The following is a 26,028-nucleotide window of genomic DNA, read 5'->3' as shown; positions in this document are numbered from 1 at the left end:
GTTACTTACTTAATGCTGGGTGTATTGGCTGTTAGATTAACATTGGCGGATTTGAATGGTTGAGTTTATGTTTTGCATTTTGTTAGATTTTTAGATTATTTTTTTCTGTGAAGAATAAGGTGTCAGCTAACTGTCGCTTTCGCGGGGTGGATTTAGTGATAAATGTCCTTGGTGCATCGTGAGCATACCCCAGAGGGTTTTTATTAGAATAAATATACTTTATTTGCAAAAAAGTGTTGAGGTTTGAGAACTTATTCTCTCGCCCAACACTTTTTAAAGGTATCATTTCAATATAAACTTTTTTGATCCATTTTTTATTTTTAGATGATTGATTTTATTTAGTAATTACCTAAGCCTTGCTGCTATATGTTCGTGAATAAAAGTGATATTGTTTACGGGTTTCCCTGTCTTTCCAGGTTGGCGAATTTGGTGAATTGGGAGAGCCAGGCTAGTTTTACGGTGCCGGTGGGGCCGTTTCTTTGTTTACCGATTATGACTTCTGATATTCCGGCTTCTTCTGAATCGTGATTGTAATAATCATCACGGTATAAAAACATAACGATATCGGCATCCTGCTCGATGGCACCGGATTCTCTTAAGTCGGATAGCATAGGGCGTTTATCGGGTCTTTGCTCTACGGCACGGCTTAACTGGGACAAGGCAACTACCGGGACACTTAATTCCCTGGCAAGTCCTTTTAAGGAACGGGAGATTTCTGAAATCTCCTGTTGTCTGGACTCGGATTTTTTGCTGCCGGTCATTAACTGCAGGTAATCGATGATAACCAGCCCTAAATTGTGCTCCAGTTTGAATTTTCTGCATTTGGAGCGGAGTTCACTAATGGAGATACTGGACGTATCGTCTATGATTAAATTGGAATTACCGATAACCCTGGCACTTTCAACCAGCTTTAACCAGTCCTCATCACTTAAATCCCCGGTTCGCATGGATTGGGAATTTACTTTGGAATGCATGGACATGATACGTTTTACCAGCTGGTCTTTTGACATTTCCAAACTGAAAATAGCTGTGGTTACGTTATTTCTTAATACAACGTGCTCTGCTATGTTTAATACAAAAGCTGTTTTACCCATTGAGGGTCTTGCGGCAATCAGTATTAAATCTGAGGGCTGAAGTCCTGCTGTTTTATAATCCAGGTCATAAAAACCGGTGGCTACACCGGTTACACTTCCTTTATTCCTTGCTGCTGCTTCAATGCTTTCCAAGGACTTAAATACGATTTCCTTAATACCTACAAACTCTCCGGAGTTCCTTTTCTGAAGAATGTCAAACATCTTTTTCTCGGAATCCTCCAGTATGGTTTCTAATTTCTCTTTATCCAGGTAACATTCATTGGTTATGGACTCTGTTACTTTTATTAACTGGCGTAATGTCGATTTCTCTTTTACGATGTTAGCATAATACCTGACATTGGCTGAGGTCGGTACGGAAGTAATTAAATTACTGATAAATTCCAGACTGCATAATTCAGGAGGAACATCCTTTTCCTTTAACTTATTCTGCAGGGTAATTAAATCTACCGGCTTTCCTTCATTAAAGAGCTCCAGCATGGCATCAAACAAAACACCATAACGCCGTTCATAAAAGTCTTCCCCGGTTACTGTTTCAGAAGCTGCCACAATAGCATCTTTATCCATTATCATGGATCCGATTACAGACTGCTCTGCTTCTGTACTATGCGGAAACACTTTTTTTATAAATGCCTCATCCATCTGCCTATCCTCCTAAGTTTACATCCCTTTTACTGCTCAGATACTTTAACCTTAAGTTCAGCCGTTACCTGAGGATGGAGTTTTGCCGGAACAGTATGGGTTCCGATGGTTTTAATAGGTTCGGGAAGATGTAATTTTTTCTTATCAATGTCTATATTAAACTGGGTTTTTAACGCACTGGCTATCTCTTTTGAAGATATGGAACCAAAGGTTCTTCCGCCTTCTCCCGCTTTTATCTTAACTTCCAAGGTCTTGCTTTCTAATTCCTTGCCTAAAACCTGTGCTTCTTCTAATATTTCCTTTTGTCTTTTATCTTCAGCTGCTTTTTGTAATTTTAAGTCATTCAGGTTTTTTGCATTTGCTTCCAGACCTAATTTTTTGGGTAAAATGAAGTTTCTGGCATAGCCGTCACTTACATTCACCAATTCTCCTTTTTTGCCTAATGCTTTTACATCCTGTAATAATATAATCTGCATATATATTCTCCTTTCAATTAAGTAAGCGATTTGCATAATTTTTAATGTGTCGTTGTTCGTTAATCCTATAATTCCCCTTCTTGTTTCATAGCTGACAAGGTGGTTTTTAAGTTATACATAGCTTCCATCAGGGTGGCACCGGTAAACTGGGCACCTGCAACACTCATATGCCCTCCACCGCCTAATCGTTCCATGATAAGCTGTACATTTACCTCATCAATAGAACGGGCACTTAGATAAATTTTATCATTAAATTCTGTAAAGACGAAGGTAGCCCTGATATTCGTTATATTTAAAAGTTCATTGGCCACCTGGGCTGCAAGAACTGTCGGACTGTTAATTCCCACGCCTGTACAGGCGGTAATGGCATAATGATCCAGATATACTTCTGTTGCACTGACTGCTTCTGCTTTTGTTTTATATTCATCCATATCGCTTCGGAAGGCTTTTCGGATACGGGTCACATCAGCTCCATTCCTTCTTAAAAATGCAGCGGCTTCAAAGGTTCTTACACCGGTTTTGGTTAAGAAATTATTGGTATCAATCATAACCCCCGCATACATGGCATCCGCTTCTACTTGTTTTAACCGAAGTCCGTCACCGATATATTGAAGGATCTCCGCTACCATTTCACAAGAGGAGGACGCATAGGGTTCAATGTAGGATAATACCGCATTCTCAATGGCTTCACCGGTCTGACGGTGGTGATCTAATATGACGATGGTTTTGGTCAGGGAAAGAAGCTCCTTACATTCCGTATAATTGGGTCGGTTAACATCTACAATGACTAACAGGGTATTACTGTCTACCACACCCATTGCCTGTTCCCCTTTTAAGAACATGTCTTCCTCATAATCCGGATTATTAATGAATCTGGTCATTAATGGACGGACCGAAGTGGTTACCTCATTGATTACAATGTGTGCTTTTTTATTCAGGGTTTTTGCAATACGGTAAATACCGATGCCGGCACCAAAGGAATCCACATCACCAATGGCATGTCCCATAATGACTACCTTATCCTTGGCTTCTACGAATTCCTTTAAGGCATGGGCTTTCACCCTTGCTTTTACTCTTGTACTCTTTTCTAACTGGATGCTCTTACCGCCGTAATAAAGAAGCTTATCTCCGTCTTTTACCACTGCCTGGTCACCGCCCCTGCCAAGTGCCAGGTCAATGGCGGCTCTGGCATATTCATAGCCCATCAGGTAGGATTCTGTATTAACACCAAGCCCGATACTGATGGTTACCGACATGTCATTACCGATATTAACGGCACGGACTTCTTCTAAGAGACTGAATTTACTGGTTTGGAGCTGAGGCAGGTATTTTTGCTTGAACATAAAGATGTACTTATCTTTTTCCAGCTTTTTCACTATGGCATCGATACTCTGCATATATTTATTGATTTTACGGTCTACCAGGGCGACTAATAAGGAACGCCTTACCTCATCAATACTTTCTAAGGCTTCTTCATAGTTATCAATATATAAAAGACCTGTAATCATCTTCTGGTCATAGTTCTCCCGGATTAAGGTCTTGATTTCCGTCTCATCGTAGACATACATGGCAATTAAGGTATTGGAATCGTTTAACCCCATGTCATCTTCCTGATATTCAAAGGGTACACTGTCGGAAAAATCAACTGCTACGATTTTCCTTAAGATAATCTTATAGTAACTGTTATTTTTAGCCGCTCTTACAGTTTTATCCTGCATATCCCTTGGCAGGGAAGCCCCGGTTATCTCAGGAAATATGTTGGAGATGGACCTTCTGGCAGATTTTTCATTCTCAATAATATCTAAGAATTCATTATTTCCCCATAATAGCCTGCCGTCATAATCTAATATGGCATAAGGAAGGGCCATTTCTTTTAATAATTGTTTTTGTACCTGTCCGTAGTCGGCTGCATAGCGGATTAAATCCCCGACGATGCCAGGCCTTTTAAAAAAGTACAGAAACATGGCTATAACTATATACAGCACAAGAAAACCAAGCATTACGATTCCTGCCTGAGCGTCTATCACATAAATTGTGATATCCATGCACACCAATAACAGTGATAGCATTAGCGGCCAGCGCAAATATGTCTTTAATGCTCCTTTGATTTTTACATTCCGTTTCATTTCCCTTGCTCCTTATGAAATCTATAATAAAGAGTTAGCCAAACCTGGCATCCTAAAAATAGCCTGGTTTTCCTTATAATTTGATTGTGATGTACATTATACCATTTATGGGTTTGGAATAAAAGATTTTTTTATAAATTAAATGATTATATGTACGATTTTATAAAGGATATCACCCATTAGATCAAGTATTGTTACCCAAATTTTAAGCAGATACACAAAAAGGACTGTCCTGAAAATGTATCTTAATGATGGTTTAAATAAGGTTTAAATGACATCATCAAAATACATTAGAACAGCCCCTTAGATCCTGACTGATAAAGTATCATATATTTTATTTCATTTTTCAGTTAATTATTTCATAATTGCCTGCCATTGTTACATGTCATAATTGCCTGTCATTATTACTTGTCATTATTACTTGTCATTATTACTTGCCATTATTACTCGTCATAATTACTTGCCATTATTACCTGTCATTATTACTTGCCATTATTACTCGTCATAATTACCTGTCATTATTACTTGCCATTATTACTTGTCATTATTACTTGTCATTTTTACTTGCCATTATGACTACAAATGATTACTTACCATATTAATTTCAATTTCATCGTTTGGAATAAAACCGGTACTTTTATATAACCCTAATGCATTGATATTGCAGTCATCCGCCATTAGGAAGGCTCTTTTGGCACCTTTACTTTTTCCATAACCAATACTTTGCATAATCAGCTGTCTGCCGATTCCCTTTCCCTGGAGCTTTTGTAAAACTGCTAATTCCCGAAGCCATAATACGGCTCCTTTTTTACTGTCGTGACCGTAGATTCCTACACAGGCTACTCCTGCCACTTGCCCATTTTCTCTATGTACAATAATGTTACAGTCCGTAATATCATCCATATTGGTATTCTCTCCCTTAATCCAGTTCCCAATCCATTCGGTGCTTTCGCCATGAAATCCCCGGCTTTGGTTTTTAACGGATTTGGTAACACGGGATGCCTGCTCGTATTCCTGCTCCTCAAGTAAGGAATAAGTTGGAAGGCTCAAGACGGATTCAATGTCGTCAATCCAGTATTCCCGGTACATGGCATAATCGGAAAAACCCTGTTCAGACAGATATTCTTTCCATTCCCCCGGGATAAAATTAATCAGTGTTTCAGACCCAAGACATTTCACTCCCTCTGCCAGTATCCTTACATCATCCGCTGCCCAGTAAGCGGCATCTATTCCATTTTCCTGGTTTCTTCCATATATAAGCAATAACACTTCATCTGCTTGTATTATTTTATAATCCGCCACCGATTCATAGTCCAGATATTCAAAGGAATGATAGCGATAAGATCCCGCTTTTACTTTTATTAATTCAAATTCTTCTAATGTCATAACTTTTCTCTCCTTCTATTCTATCGTTAGTTTTGAGTGTCATAAGGTTATTATTATATATCGCTATTATTGTTACATCGTTATTATTAGATATCGTTATTATTGTTACATCGTTATCACCTTAATTTCTCTTTAAAAAATAAGAACAATTTTTTGAAGTAACCTCAAACCCTGCCTCCACGCAGATTTCAAGGAAATCTCTGTCATCTGTTTCGATTACGATTCCGATATACTCTATTTCTTCATTTTCATAAATACCTGCTATCATTCCGTCCAGCAAGGCCTGTTCATAGCCCTGATTACGCAGGGCAGGCACCACATAAATAATATCTATGGAGGCACGGTCCGGGGTTACCCAGAACCGACAGGCACCATACCCGGCTAATTCCCCCCCTGCTGTGATGTAGACTACTTTTCTTTCGCTTTTTGCTGATGATATCATCTCCTTGCCGGATAAATAGCTGTCTTTAAAATTGGTGTCATGTATTTCTTTCACTTTATCTGCGTAATTTGGGGACAGCTCCTTAGCCCGCTTTTTAGTCTGATGCTTTTTATAATTACTTCTTCTAAGTAATAAGCTATATTCCTGGTCCTGATATTCTGCCTGGATTTCTTCCATGAATTCCAGATATCTGCTGTTTTGCTCATCAAAGAAAAAGTTATACCGGTAACCCTCCTTTAGCTTTCTATCTGCGAAAGCGAGCATATCCGCTGAAACAGACCGGTAATCTCCTTCCTTAAGAAACGGTCCCACCAAATCCGCAGTTTTTTTCTCCTTGTCCACATAAAATCCGCAGATACCCATAAGAGTACCTTTATTCAAATAACCCAACACAAAACTTTCTTTACTTTTAAGCATTTGCAGAAAGTCATCTTTTATGGCTTCTCTGGCTTTAAAGCAATAAGCAGAGTTGTACTCCGGTCTATTATTCTGTTCATATGCCAGATTCGTGATTACCTCTAGTTCCTCTATATTACATTTTGTTATCATAATCCTCCTGTTCAGATTACATCCGAAGTTCTTCCCTGTTCATGGCGCAGTCTCTGGGTTCTGATCCGTTTCCTGTTCGGCTGACTTATGGGCAGCAGGGTACCATCACTTAAGGTAACCTGATTGTACTCATATTTTACAATATAATCGGCATTTACTAAATAAGATTTATGGATCTGGGTGAAGGGATGGGCTTTACACAGCCGAGCCGTCTGTTCCATATTTCCATAAAAGCTGCTTTTGCCTTGTACTGTCAGGATATTGATTTTTCTTTTGGAATTCTCAAAGTACAGAATCTCCGAAAAGGGTATCTTATATAGACTGTAACCTGCCTGATACTCAAAGTATGCTGATTTTTTTATAAGCAGCCTTTTTAAAATACAGAGGCTGTCGAAAACATCTGAAAAGGAGAGGGGTTTAATTAGAAAGTCCATGGGTCTGCTTTTAAAAAGCTTCATCGCACAGTTTTTTGCATAAGCTGTGTAAATAATCTGGACCGTATCATTGTGTAATTGTTCCCGAATCCGTTTACCTGTCTCAATACCGCTTCCATCTTCCATATCAGCTTCTAAGAATATAAGGTCAAAGGAAATGGTTTCAAAACTTCTGAAAAATTCCGAGGTTGTTAAAAATACTTCTATCTCATAGTTTTCGCCAAATACTTCAGCAGCTTTCTCAAGACTCTCTTCTAGTTTTGAGCTGTCGGTCAATGAGCTGTCACAAATTGCAATATGAAACATTTGTTACTCTCCCCCCTTTGTGCCGTACCTGTTTTGATATTTTTATTATAACACAAGTTATGTGTGTTTGTTTTGTTCTGTTATATTTGATAAACTTTGATGTAATAACTTAAAATAACTTTACCTATTCCATGCTGTCAATTTCGAACAAATAGAAAAAAGAAGCATTCACAAAACAGATCTGTTTTGTAAATACTTCTTTTCCAGCAGATTAATAATTAATCCGCTAAATATCTATTAGGTACACAAACTCTCCCGGTTGCTCCCTACTTTGCTTTATGGTTATAAAATGCTACGCAACATTTTATCCCCCTTACTGCTGTTTTTATTTACTTAACTTTTACTGAATAAGAACCTGAAGAACTACTTTTATCTTTTGTAATCTTTATGTAATAAGTTCCTTTGGGCAGTTTTTTGCCTTTCCCATCAAAGCTTACTAAATACGGTACGGTAGAATCATCTTTTGTATATTCACTGATTACAAGACCACCCCAGAAAAGATTGGAAGAATCATAGAATTCCAGTGTAACGATTCCGGTTACATCTCCGGATAAGGACAAGGTTACGGACTGATTTTTGGTCAGTTTGATTTTGTACCAGTCTGCTTTGCTGGCTTTATCCTGAACTGTAATTACGCCTTTTGCAGCTGTTCCAAGCTTTAAGGATGCCGCTTTTTGTTTTGAGGAACCACTCTTGTCAGAAGAAACCGTCAAGTCATATTTAAGTGAGTAATAGCTGGCTTCACCCTTTAATTTAAGGTAATAAGTGCCTTTTGCAAGACCAACAACGGAGCCTTCTACGGCTGATTCCAGTTTTGCAACAGTTTTATAACTTGAGCCTGCTTTCTGGCACACTTCCACCTGGGCCTCGCATTTTGTTCCATTGCCGTAAGTAGTATATACTTTAATTGCACCATCCTGCTTTAAGCTGAATTGGTAGTAGTTAACATCTTTGCTGTCAACAAGTGTTACATATTTGGCCTTACCGCTTGTGATGGTGTCATTCTCAGAAGAGGTAACGTCTGCGGATATGGTATAATCTACATCCTCTGTCTCAAAGCCTCTTATATCCAAATAATAGGTTCCTGCTTTGGGTACTGTTACTGGTGCAGTTTTATCTTCATCTGTGCTTAAGGTCGTATAGGCTACATCCTTTTGAAGAGCTTCGTCTGAATATAAAGTCAGAGAAAGTTGATCCGAATTGTTTCCTTTAATATAAAAGCGGATTAATCCAGAACAGTCGATTTTAACTTTTACTACATCGGATCTTACATATTCGTTGTCTGGTTGTGCTGTCATCTTACCGGAAATACTAGAAGATGATACATCCTGATTTCTTGTTTTAATTGTAATTGCTTTTAATTCCCCATCTGCCGCCTTGGCATGACTTACATTAGCTGTCATTAATAAAGCAAGTGATGCCACTGCCACAACAGCCTTTAAAGCACCTTTTATTGATATCTTTTTCATGCTATATCCCTCTCTTATCCAATTAGTATAATATAATAATTTATATCATATCATTCCAACCAATAACAATCACCCGAACATACGATTTGCCTCGCCCAAAAGTTGTATTATGACGAAATAAGGCATATTATAGGACCTAGCTTCTTACTATATGAAAAACAGCCTGCTGCAAAAGCAGCAAGCCATTTTCCGGAGGTTTTAAAAGCCCAGTTATTTTCTTAATATATAATTAATCTCCCCTCATGATGATTAAGGAATACTTAGAAAACATATGTACCAATTGTTCCTTTAAAAGTTGCTTTGAATGTTCCGTTTGCCTGAAGTGTGATATTTTGCAAAGACAAATATCCACTGCAATAAGCACCAATACCTGTGTTGTATTCGCTGTAATAAATTGAATCCGGAATACTTTCACTAAAAACATAACTCTGGCTTATGGTTTTGTCATAGGAATAATACCATGAGTTAGGAGTAATCACGGTGCCGCTTTCTAATACTGCACCCTTGGTATTGCTGTTTAGTCCTGTTGTTTCAGCTCCAAAAGCAGTCAGGCTAAAGGATAAAATCATTACTACTGACAAAAAAAGTACTGCAATTTTTTTCATTGGTAAATCTCCTTTCCTTATCTATAAGAAAAGTATAACAATGCAATCTTACATTAAAGTGACATTCTTTTATTTATTCCTTTAATTTTCGATATTTTTTTACCGGAATTATGGCAATCAGTATATTAACCGTTAAATAGGACAGCGTAAAAATTCCAATATAAGCCCAAGGCAGACTGTGTAAATACTGTTTCAATACATAACTGTCTGCATTAATAATCTTACCGTCATCAGGGATGAAATAAAACACCTTTATAAACAGAAACGTCTGATATAGATAAATTGCAATGAAACCTGTCAGTGCTGCCAGAAGATTGTTTTTTAATATGTTATAAAGGTAAATGAAATGTATTTTCCATTTATCCATCCCCAGCACACTTAATATACGGTTGCGTCTGTAATCTGACTCCATTTTAACCACCTGGCTGTTGTATAGTACGGTTACTGTAATAATCAGGGAAATAAAACATAACACCAGGGAAATGACACTGCTTACCATGGCACTGTATTTCGCGTCTACTTTTTGGAGCCGGTAATTTTGAAAATAGAAATTATTTTTTATCTTGGATATTTCCACATCGGTTCTTTCATAATTGGCATTTTTATTGGTAAATATCTGGAGATATTCATAGGTCTTATCCTTAGTACTATCTACTAATTTATCATACAACGAATCATTACATATAATGGAATATGGCTTTGCTAAAAAAGATTGGGAGTTTTTCTTGTCAAAATTATAAATAATTCCTCCGATCTTAACAGTCACCTCCCCCTTATCCCCTTTTACTATCAGTTCATCGCCTGGTCTTATGGTATCTTCTTTCAGAACATGATAGGGCTGTCTTATGTAAGAATTGACCACATTAAGACTGCTTATCATCCTTCCATCCTCCGTTTTATGATAAGCGGGCAGATAAAGAAGTACTTCATTGCCCTTTCGCAGCTCGTCAATTGATACCTTCCCTTGATCCACTTCCTCTAGGTAGAACTCATAATCCCTCTCATCCTCCGTCAATCCATAAACAGAAGCAAATATACCTGCCTGCCCTGCATACTTTTTAAAAAAACCTGTCTTTAGACTATCCGCATATTCACTGTTTTCGATACCGTTCCAGGTCACCGGCAAATAGTTGGAACACCGGTAAGCCCTAACATAATCAATACCATAAATTTTTCTTATTTTTTCAACCTCAGCCTCTTCTATATGTGACTTCGGTTCAAAAAAGGTAGCCATAAATCCATAGTCATAATCTTCGGGATAAGTATTGGTCACAGTGGAATATTCATAAAATTTCTGATAGGAATTAAAAAAAGTGCTTACCAGTACCAGAAAAGACCCGATGGTTAACAAAAAATAGACTAAGGATTCCTTCTTATGAGTATAGTTAAAAATCTTTACCATATGCTTTATAGTCAAGGGTTTAAATTTATTTTTGTGCTTTGGAGATATCCTATAATCGGGCTGTAATGCTATGCTGCCGGTTAAAGGTATTTTTCTGATATGGTTTACCGAAAATACTGCTAACAAAACTACACAAAAAATCATAATCCCTAATAAGAGTATCAATTTAACCGGTTCAAAATAAAGCACAAAGCTTTTCACAATAAAACGCTTTATAATCAGATAACCTCCATAGGACGAGAGGAAGCCAAAAAGAATCCCTGCGGCAAAAGACAGCACCAGTATAAATGCAAGTTCTTTACAATACAAGCTGGATATTTCATAATTACTTGCTCCTAAGCTGCGCATGATTACAAAGCTCTTATTATGTTCCCTTAAAGAAATGTAGAAAATATTAAATATAAAAAAGGCAGAAGTTAAGGCTACGATAAGAATCAGTAAGGAACCGGACAGAAAAGATTCATAACGAACATGCTGCTTTGGTATAAATTGGTAATACGTGTAATCATTTTTTACAAATTCACCACGGTTCACCGTTAACATGCCCAGTTCATCTGCATTTTTAACATATTCCTTCTTAAGAGAGACAAAAACATTCTCTGTCACCGGTAAAATCCCAAGGGACGAATCCGTAACAAAAAAGGATACGAGGGAATTATCCTCTGTCTTCCAAATGGAAGAATAATTCCTTAAAACCCCTGTGAGGGTATAGGTTTTCTCAATTAGCAGGTATCCGTGGCTTTTACTGTCATAAAGTTTAACTTTCAGAGGAATCTGCTGTCCTAATTCATAGGAGATCCCAAGCATGGACAGATAGGACATCTCGACTGCTATTTCATTATCCTTTTTAGGTAAACTGCCGTCCATTAAGGAAATGCCCAACTGTAACATGCTCTGATCCGCAGAACCGATAACCCCCACTGCACTGTTGTCTGCTCCAAGGACTTCACCATATTCAGAAGTCTTTCCCACGGTTTGTACTGTTCCGTGATGGACCATATCCTGATACAACGTGTCATCTGTGTTATAAACGGAGATATGCCAGCTGCCGTATATGCTTTTACGCTGCTGTTCCTGGGTTTTAATCAGGCTGTCACTAAATATGGTTACGGCCAGGGTAAAGGTGCAGGATAAAAGTATCACTGTAAAAAGGGACAGATAGGATTTTTTAAATTTTTTCAGATTTAGTTTTGCAAGGTAATTATAATAATTCATATCATTTCACCAGCCGAATCACATACAATACTGCCATCCTGCAGTGTAATTACCCGCTTGGACTGCTGGGCAATCTCTAAGTTATGGGTAACTAAAAGGGTGGTCTGGTTAAAAATCCGGTAGCAATACCGAATTGCATCCAAAACCTGTTCCCCGCTTTTTAAATCCAGGTTACCGGTAGGCTCGTCTGCCAGTAAAACCTCCGGTTTGGTAGATAAAGCTCTGGCTAATGCTGTTCTTTGCTGCTCTCCGCCGGATAGTTCGTAGGGATACTTATCCTTCATACCGGAAAGTTCAATGAAATCCAGTATTTCGTCGATAAATTTCATATTCGGTTTACTCTGGTCAAGATAAGACGGCAGGCATATATTTTCAAGTACCGTAAACTCCGGTATTAAATTAAATGCCTGAAATACAATTCCTATCTTCTTTCTTCTTAACTTTGATAATTCACGATCCTTAAGACTATATAGGTCTGTTTCCTCTAATAATACCCTGCCGCTGTCCGGAGCCGTTAGTCCCCCCGCAATATTTAATAAGGTGGATTTACCGGAACCGCTTCTCCCGATAATCGTTGTAAAACTTCCCTTTTCTATGGCAAGATCTACTCCGTTAAGGGCTTTCATCAACCCGGAACCTTTTCCATAGGTCTTTACGATATTCTCTATCTTTAGAATACTCATGTTCTCCCCCCGGCCTTAATTCATAAATAATATAAATCCCCGTTAATGCTAAATACAATCAATAACTATTACTATAACAGGGAAAGCTTGCATTTATCTTACATGATAAGAATTATATACATCTTTTCCCTTTATAGCCGGCAGCCGGATTTCAAAGGTTACTCCCGCGGATTGATTGTTTTTAATACCTATCTGTCCGAAATGGCGGGTAACCGCCTGTTTGGCTATGGCAAGCCCTAACCCGTTACTGCCGTCTTTCTGCCGGATACTGGATAAAAACCGTTCAAATAAAAGGGGCAGGTTCTTTTCTTCTATTCCAGTGCCCTGATCCGTAATCCTTATTGTTAAATCATGACTCCCTTTTATATATTCAACCGTTATTGTTGTATCATCAGGAGAATGTTCTATACTGTTCTTAAACAGATTAATAACAGCTTCCTTTAGCCAGAAAGAATCAAAGGCGAATACTGCCTTCTGATCTCCGGTAATAGTAATCTCTATGTTCTGATTATCAAGCAGCGGCTGTACATCCTCACTGCATTCTTCCAAAAAGGCATATACATTATGCTGTCTTGCTTCTATTTTAGTATTACAGGATTTAAGCATGCCGATTTTTAAATAGGAATTAATTAATAGTGTCATTTTTTCCAGCTGCTTTAAGCCTTCTTCCAGTTTATCGGTTTTAAGCTGGGGATTTTCAAATATATATCGTTCGATGCATATATGGGCAACGGTCAGAGGTGTCTTCATCTGATGGGATAAATCCTCCATAAAGTCATGGATCTTCTCTTTTTCTTTCTGCAGCAGGCTAATGTTGTGTTTTGCATTTAAGGATAACCGATGCAGCTTATTCAGAATATTTCTTATATGCAGATTGGATTCGTGAAAGGAATCGGTCAGGTTGTTAAAATCATCCAGATATCCGTCAAGCCTTTCTAGGAATTTCAAATGATTTTTAAACATAAAATACAGACTTGTCAGCAGAAATGCTATACTGATAAAGAGAAGAACAGATATGTCAAGGATTTCCTGGTTCATGGAGTTCTTAATTAGGGTATCGCCGCTTAAGTAATAGCCATACTTTTTTAGAACAATTTTTCCTTCCGCATAGGTTTCATCACTGCTGTTCATTACACTGTCTACTACTTCCTTACTAATCTCCCCATAGGTCTTTGTCATGGCTCCCAAAGCACGGATTATACGCTCCGAATAACTGCTTCTTATGGTGTATGACATAAATAAAACATTGGCTATGTAAAATACAAATATGACCACCCCTACGATGCCAATATAATGTCCATCTAAAAACTGATTCTTTTTCATATTGCAGTCCTCTTTAGTTTTTTATTATTTCCACATTCCAACGGTATCCAAAGCTCTTAACCGTCTCAATATACTGCATTCCATGGTATGTTTTTAAGGATTTTCTTAATCTGCTGATATGTACGTTTAATGTATTTTCTTCTATAAACTTATTTTTGCAATCCCAGATACGTTCAAATAATAGATCTCTCTTAATAATCCGTCCATTATTCTTAAGCAAAATTTCGCATAGATCAAATTCGATACTTCTTAACTTTATCTCTTCTTCGTTATAATATATTTTCCTGGTATTAAAATCTACCTTTAGATCTCCGCTGAAAATAATCTGGGTATCTTTTTTGGTCTGCCATTCATTCCGCCTTAACTGGGTTTCAATCCGCATTAATAAGATTCGTATGGAAAAAGGTTTTGTTATATAATCATCGGCACCGTTTTTAAGTCCGGTTATTATATCTTCTTCCTCATTGCATATGGTTAACATAATAATAGGATTCATAAAAAATGAGCGGATTTCCAGACAGAGGTCAAAACCGGAGCAGTCCGGCAGCTGGACATCCATAAGGCAAAGGTCTATTTTATTAAATTTTAGGATTGCTAAAGCTGACGCGCGGCTTTCGGCACAAAAGACCTGATAGCCCACGGAGGTCAATAATTCTTTGATTTCATTCTGCAGCTCTAAGTTATCTTCTATCGTTAGTATATTGAACACTGTAATTTCCTCCTGCAATGTATTAACGCATGGTTACACTAACTGTATCATAATACATAATATGACATTTATCAATGTGTAGTTGTTGGTGATAGTAAAAAAATAGGCTGAGGTACTTGATAAAATCAGCTTTGTTGCTGTGAAGAAAGCATCCAGGGGGATATGTTTCATAAGCTTAGTATTCTTCGTCAGAATTTACTAATGACTTTTCCATGGGGTAAGGCAGAGCAAAAATGCACAAACTCCTCGCTTTGCTCGTCAGACAGTGTGCATTTTTACTCTATACCCCATGAAAAATTCATAAGTAAATTTTCTGACTCAGAATGAAGCGCTTATGAAACATATCCCCCTGGATGCTTTCTGGTTTAGGGGTTTTTTAGCTGATTTTATCAAGTAATTCAGGTTTACTTAAGAATATATACGGATTTTATGTGGGCTTTTATGTAGTTTTTATACCGGTTATATGTGGGTTTATTGAATTAATATATGGATTTCGGTATTCTGGTCGATTTTCAGAAGGGCTTTTTCGTTTCATTACTTCTTATAACTTCTGTGGTTTTGCTAGTAGAACAAGCCACAACTCTTAAAGCACAAGACAACTGGCTCCTCCAATTAATAGGAATTAGTCAGTTGTCTATTGGTCTCTATGATAATAGCTAAATTACTTTTAAGTTTTAATTATTCATTGTGAAGTTGGTTTGATTTTCGGTGGTACAATGTAACAGAGAACCCCGCTATTAATAAAATGCTTATGGAAATAATTACTTTTATTAAGGAATTACCCTCATTAATTGATGTTTTTGTATCAGAAACACCATAGCTGACTCCATATTGGTTTCCCTCCATCGAATCCTGATTGCTTTCTTTTAAAGCTTTTATTATTTCTTCTGAGTTTACAAATTCAGTATTATTTACATTTGAAAAATTATTTGCTGATTCCGCTGAGATTAATGGTAAGACTTGCTCGTTACTATTATCACTAGCCTGTGATATCAAAAAATAGTTATTCTGTATTTTTGCTACAATTGGTTTTGAGTTTTTTTCGGTTTTAGCTGTAAGTTGGTTAAAGTTATTAATTGTGGCATCAAGTCCCTGTGCCTTTCCTCCCAGTTGTACTATTTTATACTCTCCATCTAAAAGACCAACCGTCATGTAGGTTTTAGGAGCATCATTTAAATAAATAATATATAGCCAGAAATCTGACTCAATAGTTACATCCATTAATTTACTGCTATTTGAATTCATAAGTTTATCTTTATCTAAATAGCGAAGCCTATACCCGTTACCAAGAGTTATTCTGCTAATATCATCATCCTTATTGAATCCCCATTTTTCAGGATCTTTACTGAATTTATCCTTTGCAAATTCTACACCTTTGTCAGCAGCACTCTGAACTTCTTGCTGAACATCATAATCATCAGCATAAACAAAGTTTGGATAGGATAGTAATAAAAGTACGCCAACTAGTAAAGCGACCAATTTTTTCATAGTTAATACCTCCAATCTAATTAATAATTTAGTTCATTCTTCTAAGCGATTCTATCCATATGTGGTCATAAGAACTGCCACCCTTAACATATGAATATGTCGCAAAGTTATAACTTCCATCTGCAGGGTCCATATAGTCTACATAGTTAGTTGAATCTTCAGAATATCCATCAAGTACAACAATATGGCCTCCTCCTCCGCTCCATACTCAACCAGCGATAATCGGACTATTATAATTATATAACTTCTCACAGACGAAAAAGTCATAGAACTATCTAGCGTACAGGATACTCCAAAACTAAAAACTTCATAAACCAGACTTTACTCTCACTACTAATTAGACGATAGATATAAACTTATGGTTGAAATAAATGTAAATATTTTGATTAATAAATATTGTGTTAAAATTAGCATACTCAAGCTATGATTGAAATTATAAATATGTATTTCATTTCCATATGTTATGTATATCCTACATGTTTTTCAATTTGCACTGTATTTGAAAAGATTTTAAGAGTTTACTACGGAACCAATGCTTAAATAAATTCTAGAAACAGGCATCCATGCCATTAATAAAAATTTGATAGAATCCTTGATAAAATCAGCAAAAAACTTAAAACAGGAAGCATTGCTTGGGATTTGTTTCATAAGCTCGTTATGCTTCACTTGCTAATTCACTTATGGCTTTTTCATGCGGTTCAGAGTGAAAAAGCACACTGTCTGACGAGAGCAGCGAGGAGTTTGTGCTTATTCACTCTTGCTTTACCGCAGGAAAAAGCCATTAGTGAATTCAAGTGAAACATTTGAGCTTATGAAACAAATCCCAAGCAATGCTTCCTTCAAAGACTTCCGTCTGATTTTATCAAAAATTCAATCATGCCCCCCAAAACATAAAATGTTAATAAAAAAACAGATCACAAGTACCGTCATAAAACTAAAACGGATTTATACTTGTGATCTGAGCTATTTAATTATTATGTATCTACTTTTTTAGAAGATAACTCCCACAATTAACTTCCAGGATTTCAAGTGTTGTCGTCGTCAAATTAATTATTTTTGCTTTTCAAAATATAATTCACTGCCATCCTGTTCAATTGTCATCTTATCGCCTTCTATCGTAGCGCTAAGTTCTTCACCACCGGATTCTAAGGTTATAACATTATCTTTTTCTGACCATTTTGTATCCTCTGTATCTCCAGATACAGTAACGGTAGCAACACCTTTGTCTTTAAGTTCAATTTTAAAGTCTTCGATACCGCCCATTGCAAGGAATTCCTTTGTAATTTCAATACCGGTTGCTGCATCTTTTCCTCCGGATATTGCCCATGTGGTTCCTATATAAGGTGATTTTGACCCTTTGCTGCCGCATCCAGCCAAAACAAAACTAAATACTAATAAAACTGATAGTAAAACTAATACACTTTTTCTTTTCATTTAAAAAGTCTCCTTTTCCTATTATTTTCTACGCATTTCGACAACACGTAACCAGTATAGCATAATTTACCATTTGTTTCTATTAGACTAAATCACTAATTTCAGCAAGCTGCTGTAGTAAATTTTAGTAATAATTGTTATACATTTCCGGTAGTTAAAAGATAAATCCATTATAAATTCTTTACAAAAACCAAAAAGTACCATCATACATTTCTCAGTATAATGGCACTTTTATATTCATTCACTTAAATCCTGATTATAAAACCTTAAAAAATATTATATATGAACTTAAAATACTCTTACATAAACCTGGAAATACCTCTTACACGACTTGGATATACCTCTTATACGACCTTGGATATATCTCTTACACGATCTTGGATATACCTCTTACACGATCTTGGATATACCTCTTACAAAACTTGGATATACCTCTTACATGACTTTGGATATACCTCTCTTACATGACCTTAAAATACACCGTTGATCCTTTATATTTTAACCGAATAAACCTTGGTAAATTTACTGTAGACTTTCTTAGTTCCTACCATTTTGTAAGCCCTTACCTTATAGTTATAAGTTCTTCCTTTCGTCAAACCAAAGTTGATAAAATGCTGTGAGGTGGTGGAAGTGACTCTGCTATAGGCTTTGGTTTTATCGGAAGAACGGTATACTTCGTAGCCGGAGGCACCTTTTACTTTATCCCAGGTAAATTCAATTCTTCCTGAGCTGACTTTTTTCAGTTTTCCTTGAACAGGTGTAGAAGGTATGGGCTTTACTGTAATAACCGGTGAAAAACTGCTGTACACTTTTGCACTGCCTTTTTTTAAGTATGCCCTGACCTTGTAATAATAGTTGTTGCCGGAGGTTAAACCGGTATTGGTTAAGGACTTTGCTGTGATATCCTTTACCACAGTATAGGTCCCGGTTATTGAGGAAGCACGGTATATCTGGTAGCCTGATGCGCCGCTTACTGCTCCCCAGGTAATCTTAGAACTATTGTAGCCTGACGAAACTGCCTTTACAGAAGAGGGTACCCCTAACTTAACGGTTACTTTACACACCGCTTTCCTTTTTCCTCCGGCGGTTGCAGTAAGCGTCGCTGTACCCGTTCCAACAGCTTTTATTTTACCTTTTGAGTCTACTTTTACAACGTTGCCATTACTGCTTGTCCAGATAATGGTTTTGTCATCTGCTGGTTTAACGGGATTAAAGGTGACTGACTGGCTGGTGCTGGCACCTAAATAAAGAGTAAGACTTGTTTTGCCTAATTTTATACTTTGTATATCTGTATTTACGGTAACCAAAACAGTTGTGGTCAAAGAGCCGCACACCGCGGTAATGGTAGCTTTACCATTGTTTTTTGCAACAATTACACCCTCTTTATACTCCGCAACCGACGGATTGGAGGAAGTAATTATGACCTGATCGGTAGTATCCTCTGGCAGAACCGTAAGGGGTACGGCCAGCTTTTGTCCCGAGGTTAACAGGACCAAGTTCTGGGAAAAGGAGAGGGTTTTAACTGGGGCTTGCACACTTACTGATATGGTATAGGATAAGGTGCCAACCGTTGCTCTTACCTTTGTGCTGCCAGGCTTCACCGCTTTTAATACACCATTCGCTATGGTGGCGATGGCTTCGTCTTCACTATTCCAGAGAATCGTTTTGTCTTCGGTGGTATCGTAAGGCTCCAGAGAAACAGACAGTTTTCTGGTCTCTCCTTTGTTCAGGCTGATGGCATTATAATCGGAATAGATCTCTTTCAGGGGATTATTAACGGTTACTTTACACTCCGTATAAACTCCCCCGGATTCTGCCCTGACCGTTGCAGTACCGGGATTTTTAGCAAATACATGACCATTATCCACAGTTACCACAAAAGTGTCGGAACTTATCCACTTAACAGACCGGTTTGTTGTCTCTGCCGGTGCAAAACTTAAGTGAAGCTTTGCTGCTTCTCCTCTATTCATTGCCAGGTTATTCTCGGTTATATTAACTGACGTAGGATTTACTACAGTGCCTCCCACAACAATATGACAAACTGCCTGAAAATTACCCATAACCGCGGTGATATCAGCTTCACCGGCTCTTAGGCCCCTTATGGTTCCATTCGCCTCTACCGATAAAACTTCTGGGTCAGAACTGGTCCACTTAATCGTTCCGGCTGTATCCGTGGTATCTGCCGGGTAAAAAACAGGTTTTAATGTCAGTGAAGCACCTACCCCTAAGTTCTTTACCTCTTCTGCAAATGTCATTTCTTCCAGCGGCACCCGGATAATCTGATAATAATTCGGGAATTTCTCCGCAAAAAAACCTTCGGCATAAGAATTTTTATACACCAGGACACCGGTATAAGGAAATTCACCAACTCCGATACTGCTTACTCCCCTGGGTATCGTTAACGGTCGTAAATTATCACAGCCATAAAAAGCGTAATCCCCTATACTGGTCACACTATCCGGAATACTAACCGTGATTAAACTGCTACAGCCATAAAAGGCGAAATCGCCAATGCTTGTCACTTTACCCTGAAACCGGATGCTGGTAAGCTTCGTACATAATAAAAATGCCCTGTTTTCAATTTTAGTTACTTTATAAGGTATCTTAATACTAGTTAAACTTGCACAGTTATAAAATGCATACTCTCCGATACTGGTAATTTCATCGGATAAATGAATTTCTTTTAATTTTTCGCAATTATAAAATGCATTCTTACCAATACTTGTAATGGTCTCCGGCAGATTGACGGCGGTCAGACTGCTGCAATCCTGGAACAGCCTGTTTTCTATACTGGTTACTCCATCCGGTATGTTTACGGAAGTTAAACTGCTACAGCCCGAGAAGGCACTGGCTCCGATTTTTTTGACTCCCTGGGGTATGGTAATACCAGTCAGCTTACTACAGTCTGTAAAGGCGCTGTTTCCAATAGAAGTAACCCCCTCCGGCAAATACATCCCTGTAAGGCTGCTGCAGCCATAAAAGGCATAATCGGCAATGGTCGTAACACCGCTTGGAATATTAACACGAACCAAACTGCTGCAGTCTCTGAACGCATTGTCACCAATATATGTTATTTTAGAAGGCAGCTTAATGCTTGTTATTTTGTCTGCCTCTGTAAATGCATCCGATCCGATCCGGGTCACCGTATAAGTCATAAGTTTATTGGTAACCGTCTCAGGGATAATTACTTCTCCGGTCAGCTTTTCGTTGATGCCATCCGCATAAATGACTTGTGCCGTTCCGTTGTCAGTTACCGTGGGTTCACTAAGTACTTTATAGGTAATCGTCTGATTATTATACGTATACGTAAAAACGCTTCCTACATAGGCGTCGGCCGGTATGCTCTTAATTAACACCAGCAGAGCTGTTGTTATGAATAGTGTGATGAGATATTTACCTTTTACGTTCACTTATCTTTCTCCTCCAGTTTCTCGTTACAGGTCTTTTTCATGTTACATTGTGCAAAGAATCTGACTGCTTATTATGAATCTGCTTACCTTAAGGATATGCTTGAATTATTTAACAGTAATTTTGGTTTACGAAGGAGCTTTTTATCGTTTTCCAGATAGCCTCATATCGATTATCCTTTCGAAATAGCTTCTTATCCTTTACCAAATAGCTTCTTATCCTTTACCAAATGGTATCCCGTACCGCCATCCGGTTTACATAAACAGTTTACATAACTTCATTGTAACATTCTTAAAATACGGATTGCAATCTGTAATAAATGTCAATTTACATACATGTTTAGGGAGGTTATTGCTTTTACTCACCAGTGAACTTATGGTCATACAACATAATCGGAGAAGGTTCCCCAGTACTCTGTTTTATTTTGTTCCGTATTTGTAAACTGGAAGTGTACGATAATCGGATCATGATCAAACTCTGTCCACCTATGAAAGAAAATCCGGTCACCATACCGGATTGCAGAAAGGGCAAGGGGCAGTTCCCTTCGGAAAATGGTTTCACGGATTTCTGCTCTTCCCTGCCCTAGTTCACCATCCACATACAGATAAACATGATATTGTATACCCTCCTCCAGCCAAATCCATTCCCCCAGGACTTCATCCCGGATTAGAGTAATCTTACCATAATCAAAATCCAGACCAATGGTCAAAAACAATTCTCCGGTTATATCCGAATGGGTTAGTGTATACCGCCTGGGAATAAGCGGTGAAACTTCTGTAACTCCTTCCATAAATTCTACCGTCAGCTTATCAGGATTAAACTCGCTCATACCTGCTTCTCCATACTATTTGCTATTACTATTATATACATATTGTGTTGTTTGGAGCCTTTGTTTACATAAAAATACCTCCAACTGCCATTTGGTAATTGAAGGTATCAAAACATTTTTTTATTTTCCGATTATTTTCCGGTCTGCTTAAAAGAGGTCTGTCTGTAGCTTATTTATTAAGGACTTATTCTATCTTAATGAAATGCCTTCCAGAAAGAACCCTCTGTATTAATAATACTGTTTATATCCTTAAAGGGTATCTCAAACTTAGGAAAACCTGCGGCATATGCGGCAATTGCCCCTGGGTCAAAATAAATCATAAGACTGTCTTTGCTGATATAGAAAAACTGGTCTTTACCAATCAATCCCTTGCTGTCGGCGAAATAAACCATACCGCTCTTGGTGTTTGCCTTCATCTGCTTGGCAATTATTGTCTCCAGTTTTTTTGCATAACTGCTGTTACTCTTAAATAAATCCTTTAATTGATAGAACTCACCGGTCTTTACATTAATGAAATAATAAAAATTAAGGGGAGTACCATGCGCTGCACCAACGGGGTAATCATATCCCGTTTGGTTTATAATCAGAACATCTTTTATTAAGGAAGCGGTATAAGTATCCTCTACTGATAGATTATCACTTGCTTTTAAATTCTTACGTGAATCTGTAAATAAGGATTTCAATTTTTTATTGATTGCTTTTTCAACGCTTGCATCACGAATTCCGTCAACTTCCGGGTAATTTACGATAACATATTTATTTGGTCTTAAATTGAGGGTATTTACGCTAATGCCGTCAGCTAACACGGTTGTATCAGCCTTTTTCCAGATTATCGTTCCGTCTTTTTTCATATATGTGAATTCATTGTAGATATTAGCCTTAACCACATCTCCTAGTACTTCCATATTCCCTCTGCCGAAAACTTTGGGTAGTGTCGTCACTTTCTTACCGTTTTTATCTATAAAATAAGTGTAGTTATCATCGGTTGCAGAAGCATATTCACCGTTAAATTGGCTTAAATCATAGTACTGATAAGAAGTTAGCTTTTTTCCTTCACTATTAAATATGGCTGCCGGTTTTAAGCTGAGCAGATAGCCTTCATCATCAGCCACCTTCTTTTTCACACCAAATAAATTATTACCAAGATAGGTAACTTCACCGTAAACCGGTTTTAAAATAACCTTACCGCTTAAGGAAATTACACCCTGCAAATAGGTTTTAGGATCGTTTACGATAATATATCCGTCATCTGCAATATTAAAGCTTTCATATTTTTTATCCAATTGATAGGTTTTTAAGATTTTGCCCTTCTTGTCTATTTTGTAAAATTTATTTCCCTTTGCTGCCATAGCCGTATGGTCGGCTTTAAAGTCTCCGGCAAAGGTAAACTGAGGTTTTATAACAACCTTTCCTTTTGTATTGATATAACCTTGTTTGTAATCTGCTTTGGTATCCATATAGGCTGCCAGGCCATCATGAAAATTCTGAATCGCACCGGAGCACTCAAAGATTACTTCTCCCTTTTGATTGATTACCTGGCTTTTATTACCGTTATATATGACCGCAAAGCCCTCTGAAAAATTCTCAGCATTATCATAGATGGGTTTAATCACCGTTTTACCTGTGGCATCAATATAACCATACTTAATTCCTTCCTCTGTTTGAACAGATATGGGATATAAAGCATTCGTATCCACTACTTTTTGAGCTGGTAAAACTCCCACGTTTTCAACTTTTACTCCATTCAGATTCACTGCTGTATTAGAAGCATATGCCACATCGGAAGTATTCCTGCTTCCGGCATAACCTGCCAGGATTATCCCACTTAGGAGTATAGCCCTTCTTATGTAAGTTTCATATCGTTTCATTTCTTGTGCCTCCACCTTTTGTTTTTTCTGTTTTAATAAAAATACTTACTATACTATATTATAATCATATCAATGGAATTTTCATCTTAAGATAATTTTAACATTATTAAGATTTCATTTCAGAGCTTATATAAATCTTAAGCCTGATTAACTTCTCACACCATATCGTTCTTTCAAATAGCAGTATTTTAACTTACAAAGACAATTATAATCTTATTTACAGGGATTTCATCTCAAGAGAATTAAATATTGTTTAAGATTTTATATCAGAAATGTGATTGGAACGTAACAAAGTCCGTACTATTATAAATAGAGTAAACCAGGAAAGTGCTGAATTCAAGTATTAGAAGGTAAATCCTATACTTAATAAATACAGTCCGGGAAGCCCTTTAACCCTTACATCCTATTAGATAATTACAAAACTACAATGATAAAATATACCATGTAAATTAATACTTGATCCAGCATCATCTGCCCTGCCAAAAAGATTCAACATTGAAAAAAGTATTCATTAACATGGTATCGGTACAACATCGGTAAATATATTAGAAAGAGTCTGGCGCTGACGCGCGTCACTTTAGTGACAACTTCCAATAGCACGTCATGCGCATCCCGCCCGGAGGGCCTTTTCTTTCATACGAGGGAAGTTCGTAGAATTTTCCTATGAAAGAACAAAGTGCCAGGTTTACTGACACTTTCACGCCTGAGTGGATTACGCAGTAATAAACTTCCTCTCCGCGAGGTGTGCATCCATAGCGGAGCGTTTTTATGAAATAGGACGCAATTTTAACTGAAATTTATAACAACCCATCAAAAACAGAGGCTGCCCCTAATAAGTCCAGACATAAAACCCCCATCACTGTTTTATATCCTATTATCCGAAAATGCTTCCTCCAGCTTTCTATTTCAACAAACTGTTCCGGTTTCTTTCCTTTTGACAACAGCATTCCAGCTAAAAGAAACATTCCAAGGGAAGCAAGGATAAGCAGTCCGTCCTTCCCCACCTCCAGACCGTTTTCCACCTGGAAGCTGCCAAAAAGAAAACCACCCAGAAAAAGCAGTAACCCCATTGCCGCAGAAACTGCCAATCCAAATATTATCGCTTTTATCAAGTCCATAAATAACCCTTTTATCTTCATTCTTATAACTTCCTTTGCTGATCACAGTAATGGCAGGCTACAAAATGCTGATTCCCGATATCCTTAAGCTCCGGCATTCTCTCATCACACACAGGCATTGCATAGTTACATCTCTTGCGGAATTTACAGCCGGGTTTTGTATTAATCGGACTTGGAACTTCGCCTTCTAACTTAATTTTATTCTTATCCCGTTCCTGTTCAATCTCAGGGTCAGGAATGGGGATTGCGGAAAGAAGGGCCTGGGTATAAGGGTGATTCGGGTTTGCATATAATTGTTCAGAAGTAGTTAGTTCTACTAAAGTTCCAAGATATAGCACGGCTACCCGGTCTGATATATGCTTTACCATAGATAAATCATGGGCTACAAACAGATAGGTAAGACCCATTTTCTTTTGTAGCTCCACCAGTAGATTTACAATCTGGGCCTGAATGGACACATCCAAAGCAGAAATTGGTTCATCTAATACCATAAACTCCGGCTGCACAACGAGTGCCCTGGCTATGCCAATCCGCTGTCTTTGTCCGCCGGAAAACTCATGGACAAAGCGGTTTGCATGTTCACGGTTTAAACCTACCATCTCCAGGTAATTATAAATCATATTCTGGCGCTCGGTCTTGCCTGAAGCCAGATGATGTATATCAATTCCTTCCCCAATAATATCAGACACTGTCATACGGGGATCTAAAGAACCGTAGGGATCCTGAAATACCATCTGGACTTTTTTCTTAAATTCAAAACGCTCCTTACCCATTAAGGTATGGACATCCTTCCCCTTATAAAGCACCTGTCCGTCGGTTTTATCATATAAGCCAATACAGGTCCGCCCGCAGGTAGTCTTTCCGCAGCCGGATTCCCCAACCATTCCAAGGGTCTCTCCTTTATATATATCAAAAGAAATATCATCAACGGCTTTTAATACAGAGCCTTTCCCCACATTAAAGTATTTCTTTAAATGCTGTACGGAAAGGACGATTTCCCTATCTTCCATCTCAAAACTCCTATC

The 26,028-nt window shown here is 37.7% G+C and carries 19 protein-coding genes; all 19 read right to left on the bottom strand.

What is annotated here, in order from left to right; genetic code table 11:
- Positions 1-392: 392 nt before the first annotated feature.
- Positions 393-1,733 carry a replicative DNA helicase gene (dnaB, locus tag QA584_RS01250; RefSeq protein WP_278272713.1) on the bottom strand — a complete coding sequence of 447 codons (1,341 nt, stop codon included), beginning with the start codon at positions 1,731-1,733 and terminating at the stop codon, positions 393-395.
- A gap of 29 nt (positions 1,734-1,762) precedes the next feature.
- Positions 1,763-2,209, bottom strand: a complete 447-nt coding sequence (gene rplI, locus QA584_RS01245) for a 50S ribosomal protein L9 (RefSeq protein WP_278272712.1) — start codon at positions 2,207-2,209, stop codon at positions 1,763-1,765.
- Positions 2,210-2,274: 65 nt separating this feature from the next.
- Positions 2,275-4,335 carry a DHH family phosphoesterase gene (locus QA584_RS01240; RefSeq protein WP_278272711.1) on the bottom strand — a complete coding sequence of 687 codons (2,061 nt, stop codon included), beginning with the start codon at positions 4,333-4,335 and terminating at the stop codon, positions 2,275-2,277.
- 576 nt (positions 4,336-4,911) lie between these two features.
- Entirely contained in the window at positions 4,912-5,721 is an 810-nt protein-coding gene (locus QA584_RS01235; protein ID WP_278272710.1) for a GNAT family N-acetyltransferase, read from the bottom strand.
- A 121-nt stretch (positions 5,722-5,842) separates the two neighbouring features.
- The gene (locus QA584_RS01230) at positions 5,843-6,712 is read right to left on the bottom strand and encodes a GNAT family N-acetyltransferase (RefSeq protein WP_278272709.1); all 870 of its coding nucleotides are present in this window, start codon (positions 6,710-6,712) and stop codon (positions 5,843-5,845) included.
- 11 nt (positions 6,713-6,723) lie between these two features.
- The gene (locus QA584_RS01225) at positions 6,724-7,452 is read right to left on the bottom strand and encodes a LytR/AlgR family response regulator transcription factor (protein WP_278272708.1); all 729 of its coding nucleotides are present in this window, start codon (positions 7,450-7,452) and stop codon (positions 6,724-6,726) included.
- 329 nt (positions 7,453-7,781) lie between these two features.
- Positions 7,782-8,921 carry a hypothetical protein gene (locus QA584_RS01220; RefSeq protein WP_278272707.1) on the bottom strand — a complete coding sequence of 380 codons (1,140 nt, stop codon included), beginning with the start codon at positions 8,919-8,921 and terminating at the stop codon, positions 7,782-7,784.
- Positions 8,922-9,181: 260 nt separating this feature from the next.
- Positions 9,182-9,526 (bottom strand): hypothetical protein, encoded by a 345-nt coding sequence (locus QA584_RS01215; RefSeq protein WP_278272706.1) that lies wholly within the window; start codon positions 9,524-9,526, stop codon positions 9,182-9,184.
- A 73-nt stretch (positions 9,527-9,599) separates the two neighbouring features.
- Complete coding sequence (locus QA584_RS01210; RefSeq protein ID WP_278272705.1) at positions 9,600-12,143, bottom strand: ABC transporter permease; 2,544 nt, start codon at positions 12,141-12,143, stop codon at positions 9,600-9,602.
- The gene (locus QA584_RS01205) at positions 12,140-12,826 is read right to left on the bottom strand and encodes an ABC transporter ATP-binding protein (RefSeq protein WP_278272704.1); all 687 of its coding nucleotides are present in this window, start codon (positions 12,824-12,826) and stop codon (positions 12,140-12,142) included. The genes QA584_RS01210 and QA584_RS01205 overlap by 4 nt, the downstream gene beginning before the upstream one ends.
- A gap of 93 nt (positions 12,827-12,919) precedes the next feature.
- Entirely contained in the window at positions 12,920-14,149 is a 1,230-nt protein-coding gene (locus QA584_RS01200; RefSeq protein ID WP_278272703.1) for a sensor histidine kinase, read from the bottom strand.
- A 13-nt stretch (positions 14,150-14,162) separates the two neighbouring features.
- Positions 14,163-14,858 (bottom strand): response regulator transcription factor, encoded by a 696-nt coding sequence (locus QA584_RS01195; RefSeq protein ID WP_278272702.1) that lies wholly within the window; start codon positions 14,856-14,858, stop codon positions 14,163-14,165.
- Between the two features lie 678 nt (positions 14,859-15,536).
- Complete coding sequence (locus QA584_RS01190) at positions 15,537-16,346, bottom strand: hypothetical protein (RefSeq protein ID WP_278272701.1); 810 nt, start codon at positions 16,344-16,346, stop codon at positions 15,537-15,539.
- A 1,050-nt stretch (positions 16,347-17,396) separates the two neighbouring features.
- Positions 17,397-17,780 carry a hypothetical protein gene (locus QA584_RS01185; protein WP_278272700.1) on the bottom strand — a complete coding sequence of 128 codons (384 nt, stop codon included), beginning with the start codon at positions 17,778-17,780 and terminating at the stop codon, positions 17,397-17,399.
- A 491-nt stretch (positions 17,781-18,271) separates the two neighbouring features.
- On the bottom strand, positions 18,272-21,190 hold the full coding sequence (locus QA584_RS01180) for a leucine-rich repeat protein (RefSeq protein ID WP_278272699.1): 2,919 nt from the start codon (positions 21,188-21,190) through the stop codon (positions 18,272-18,274).
- Positions 21,191-21,567: 377 nt separating this feature from the next.
- Complete coding sequence (locus QA584_RS01175; RefSeq protein ID WP_278272698.1) at positions 21,568-22,017, bottom strand: staygreen family protein; 450 nt, start codon at positions 22,015-22,017, stop codon at positions 21,568-21,570.
- A 194-nt stretch (positions 22,018-22,211) separates the two neighbouring features.
- Positions 22,212-23,885 carry a WG repeat-containing protein gene (locus tag QA584_RS01170; protein ID WP_278272697.1) on the bottom strand — a complete coding sequence of 558 codons (1,674 nt, stop codon included), beginning with the start codon at positions 23,883-23,885 and terminating at the stop codon, positions 22,212-22,214.
- Positions 23,886-24,682: 797 nt separating this feature from the next.
- Complete coding sequence (locus QA584_RS01165; protein WP_278272696.1) at positions 24,683-25,024, bottom strand: hypothetical protein; 342 nt, start codon at positions 25,022-25,024, stop codon at positions 24,683-24,685.
- 2 nt (positions 25,025-25,026) lie between these two features.
- A complete protein-coding gene (locus QA584_RS01160) occupies positions 25,027-26,013 on the bottom strand; it encodes an ABC transporter ATP-binding protein (protein WP_278272695.1) in 987 nt (328 codons plus the stop codon).
- Positions 26,014-26,028: the final 15 nt, after the last annotated feature.

Origin of the sequence: Anaerocolumna sp. AGMB13025 (genome assembly GCF_029689925.1) — a bacterium.
Classification (GTDB): Bacteria; Bacillota; Clostridia; order Lachnospirales; family Lachnospiraceae; genus Anaerocolumna.
This window is presented reverse-complemented; position numbering and strand designations above follow the sequence as displayed.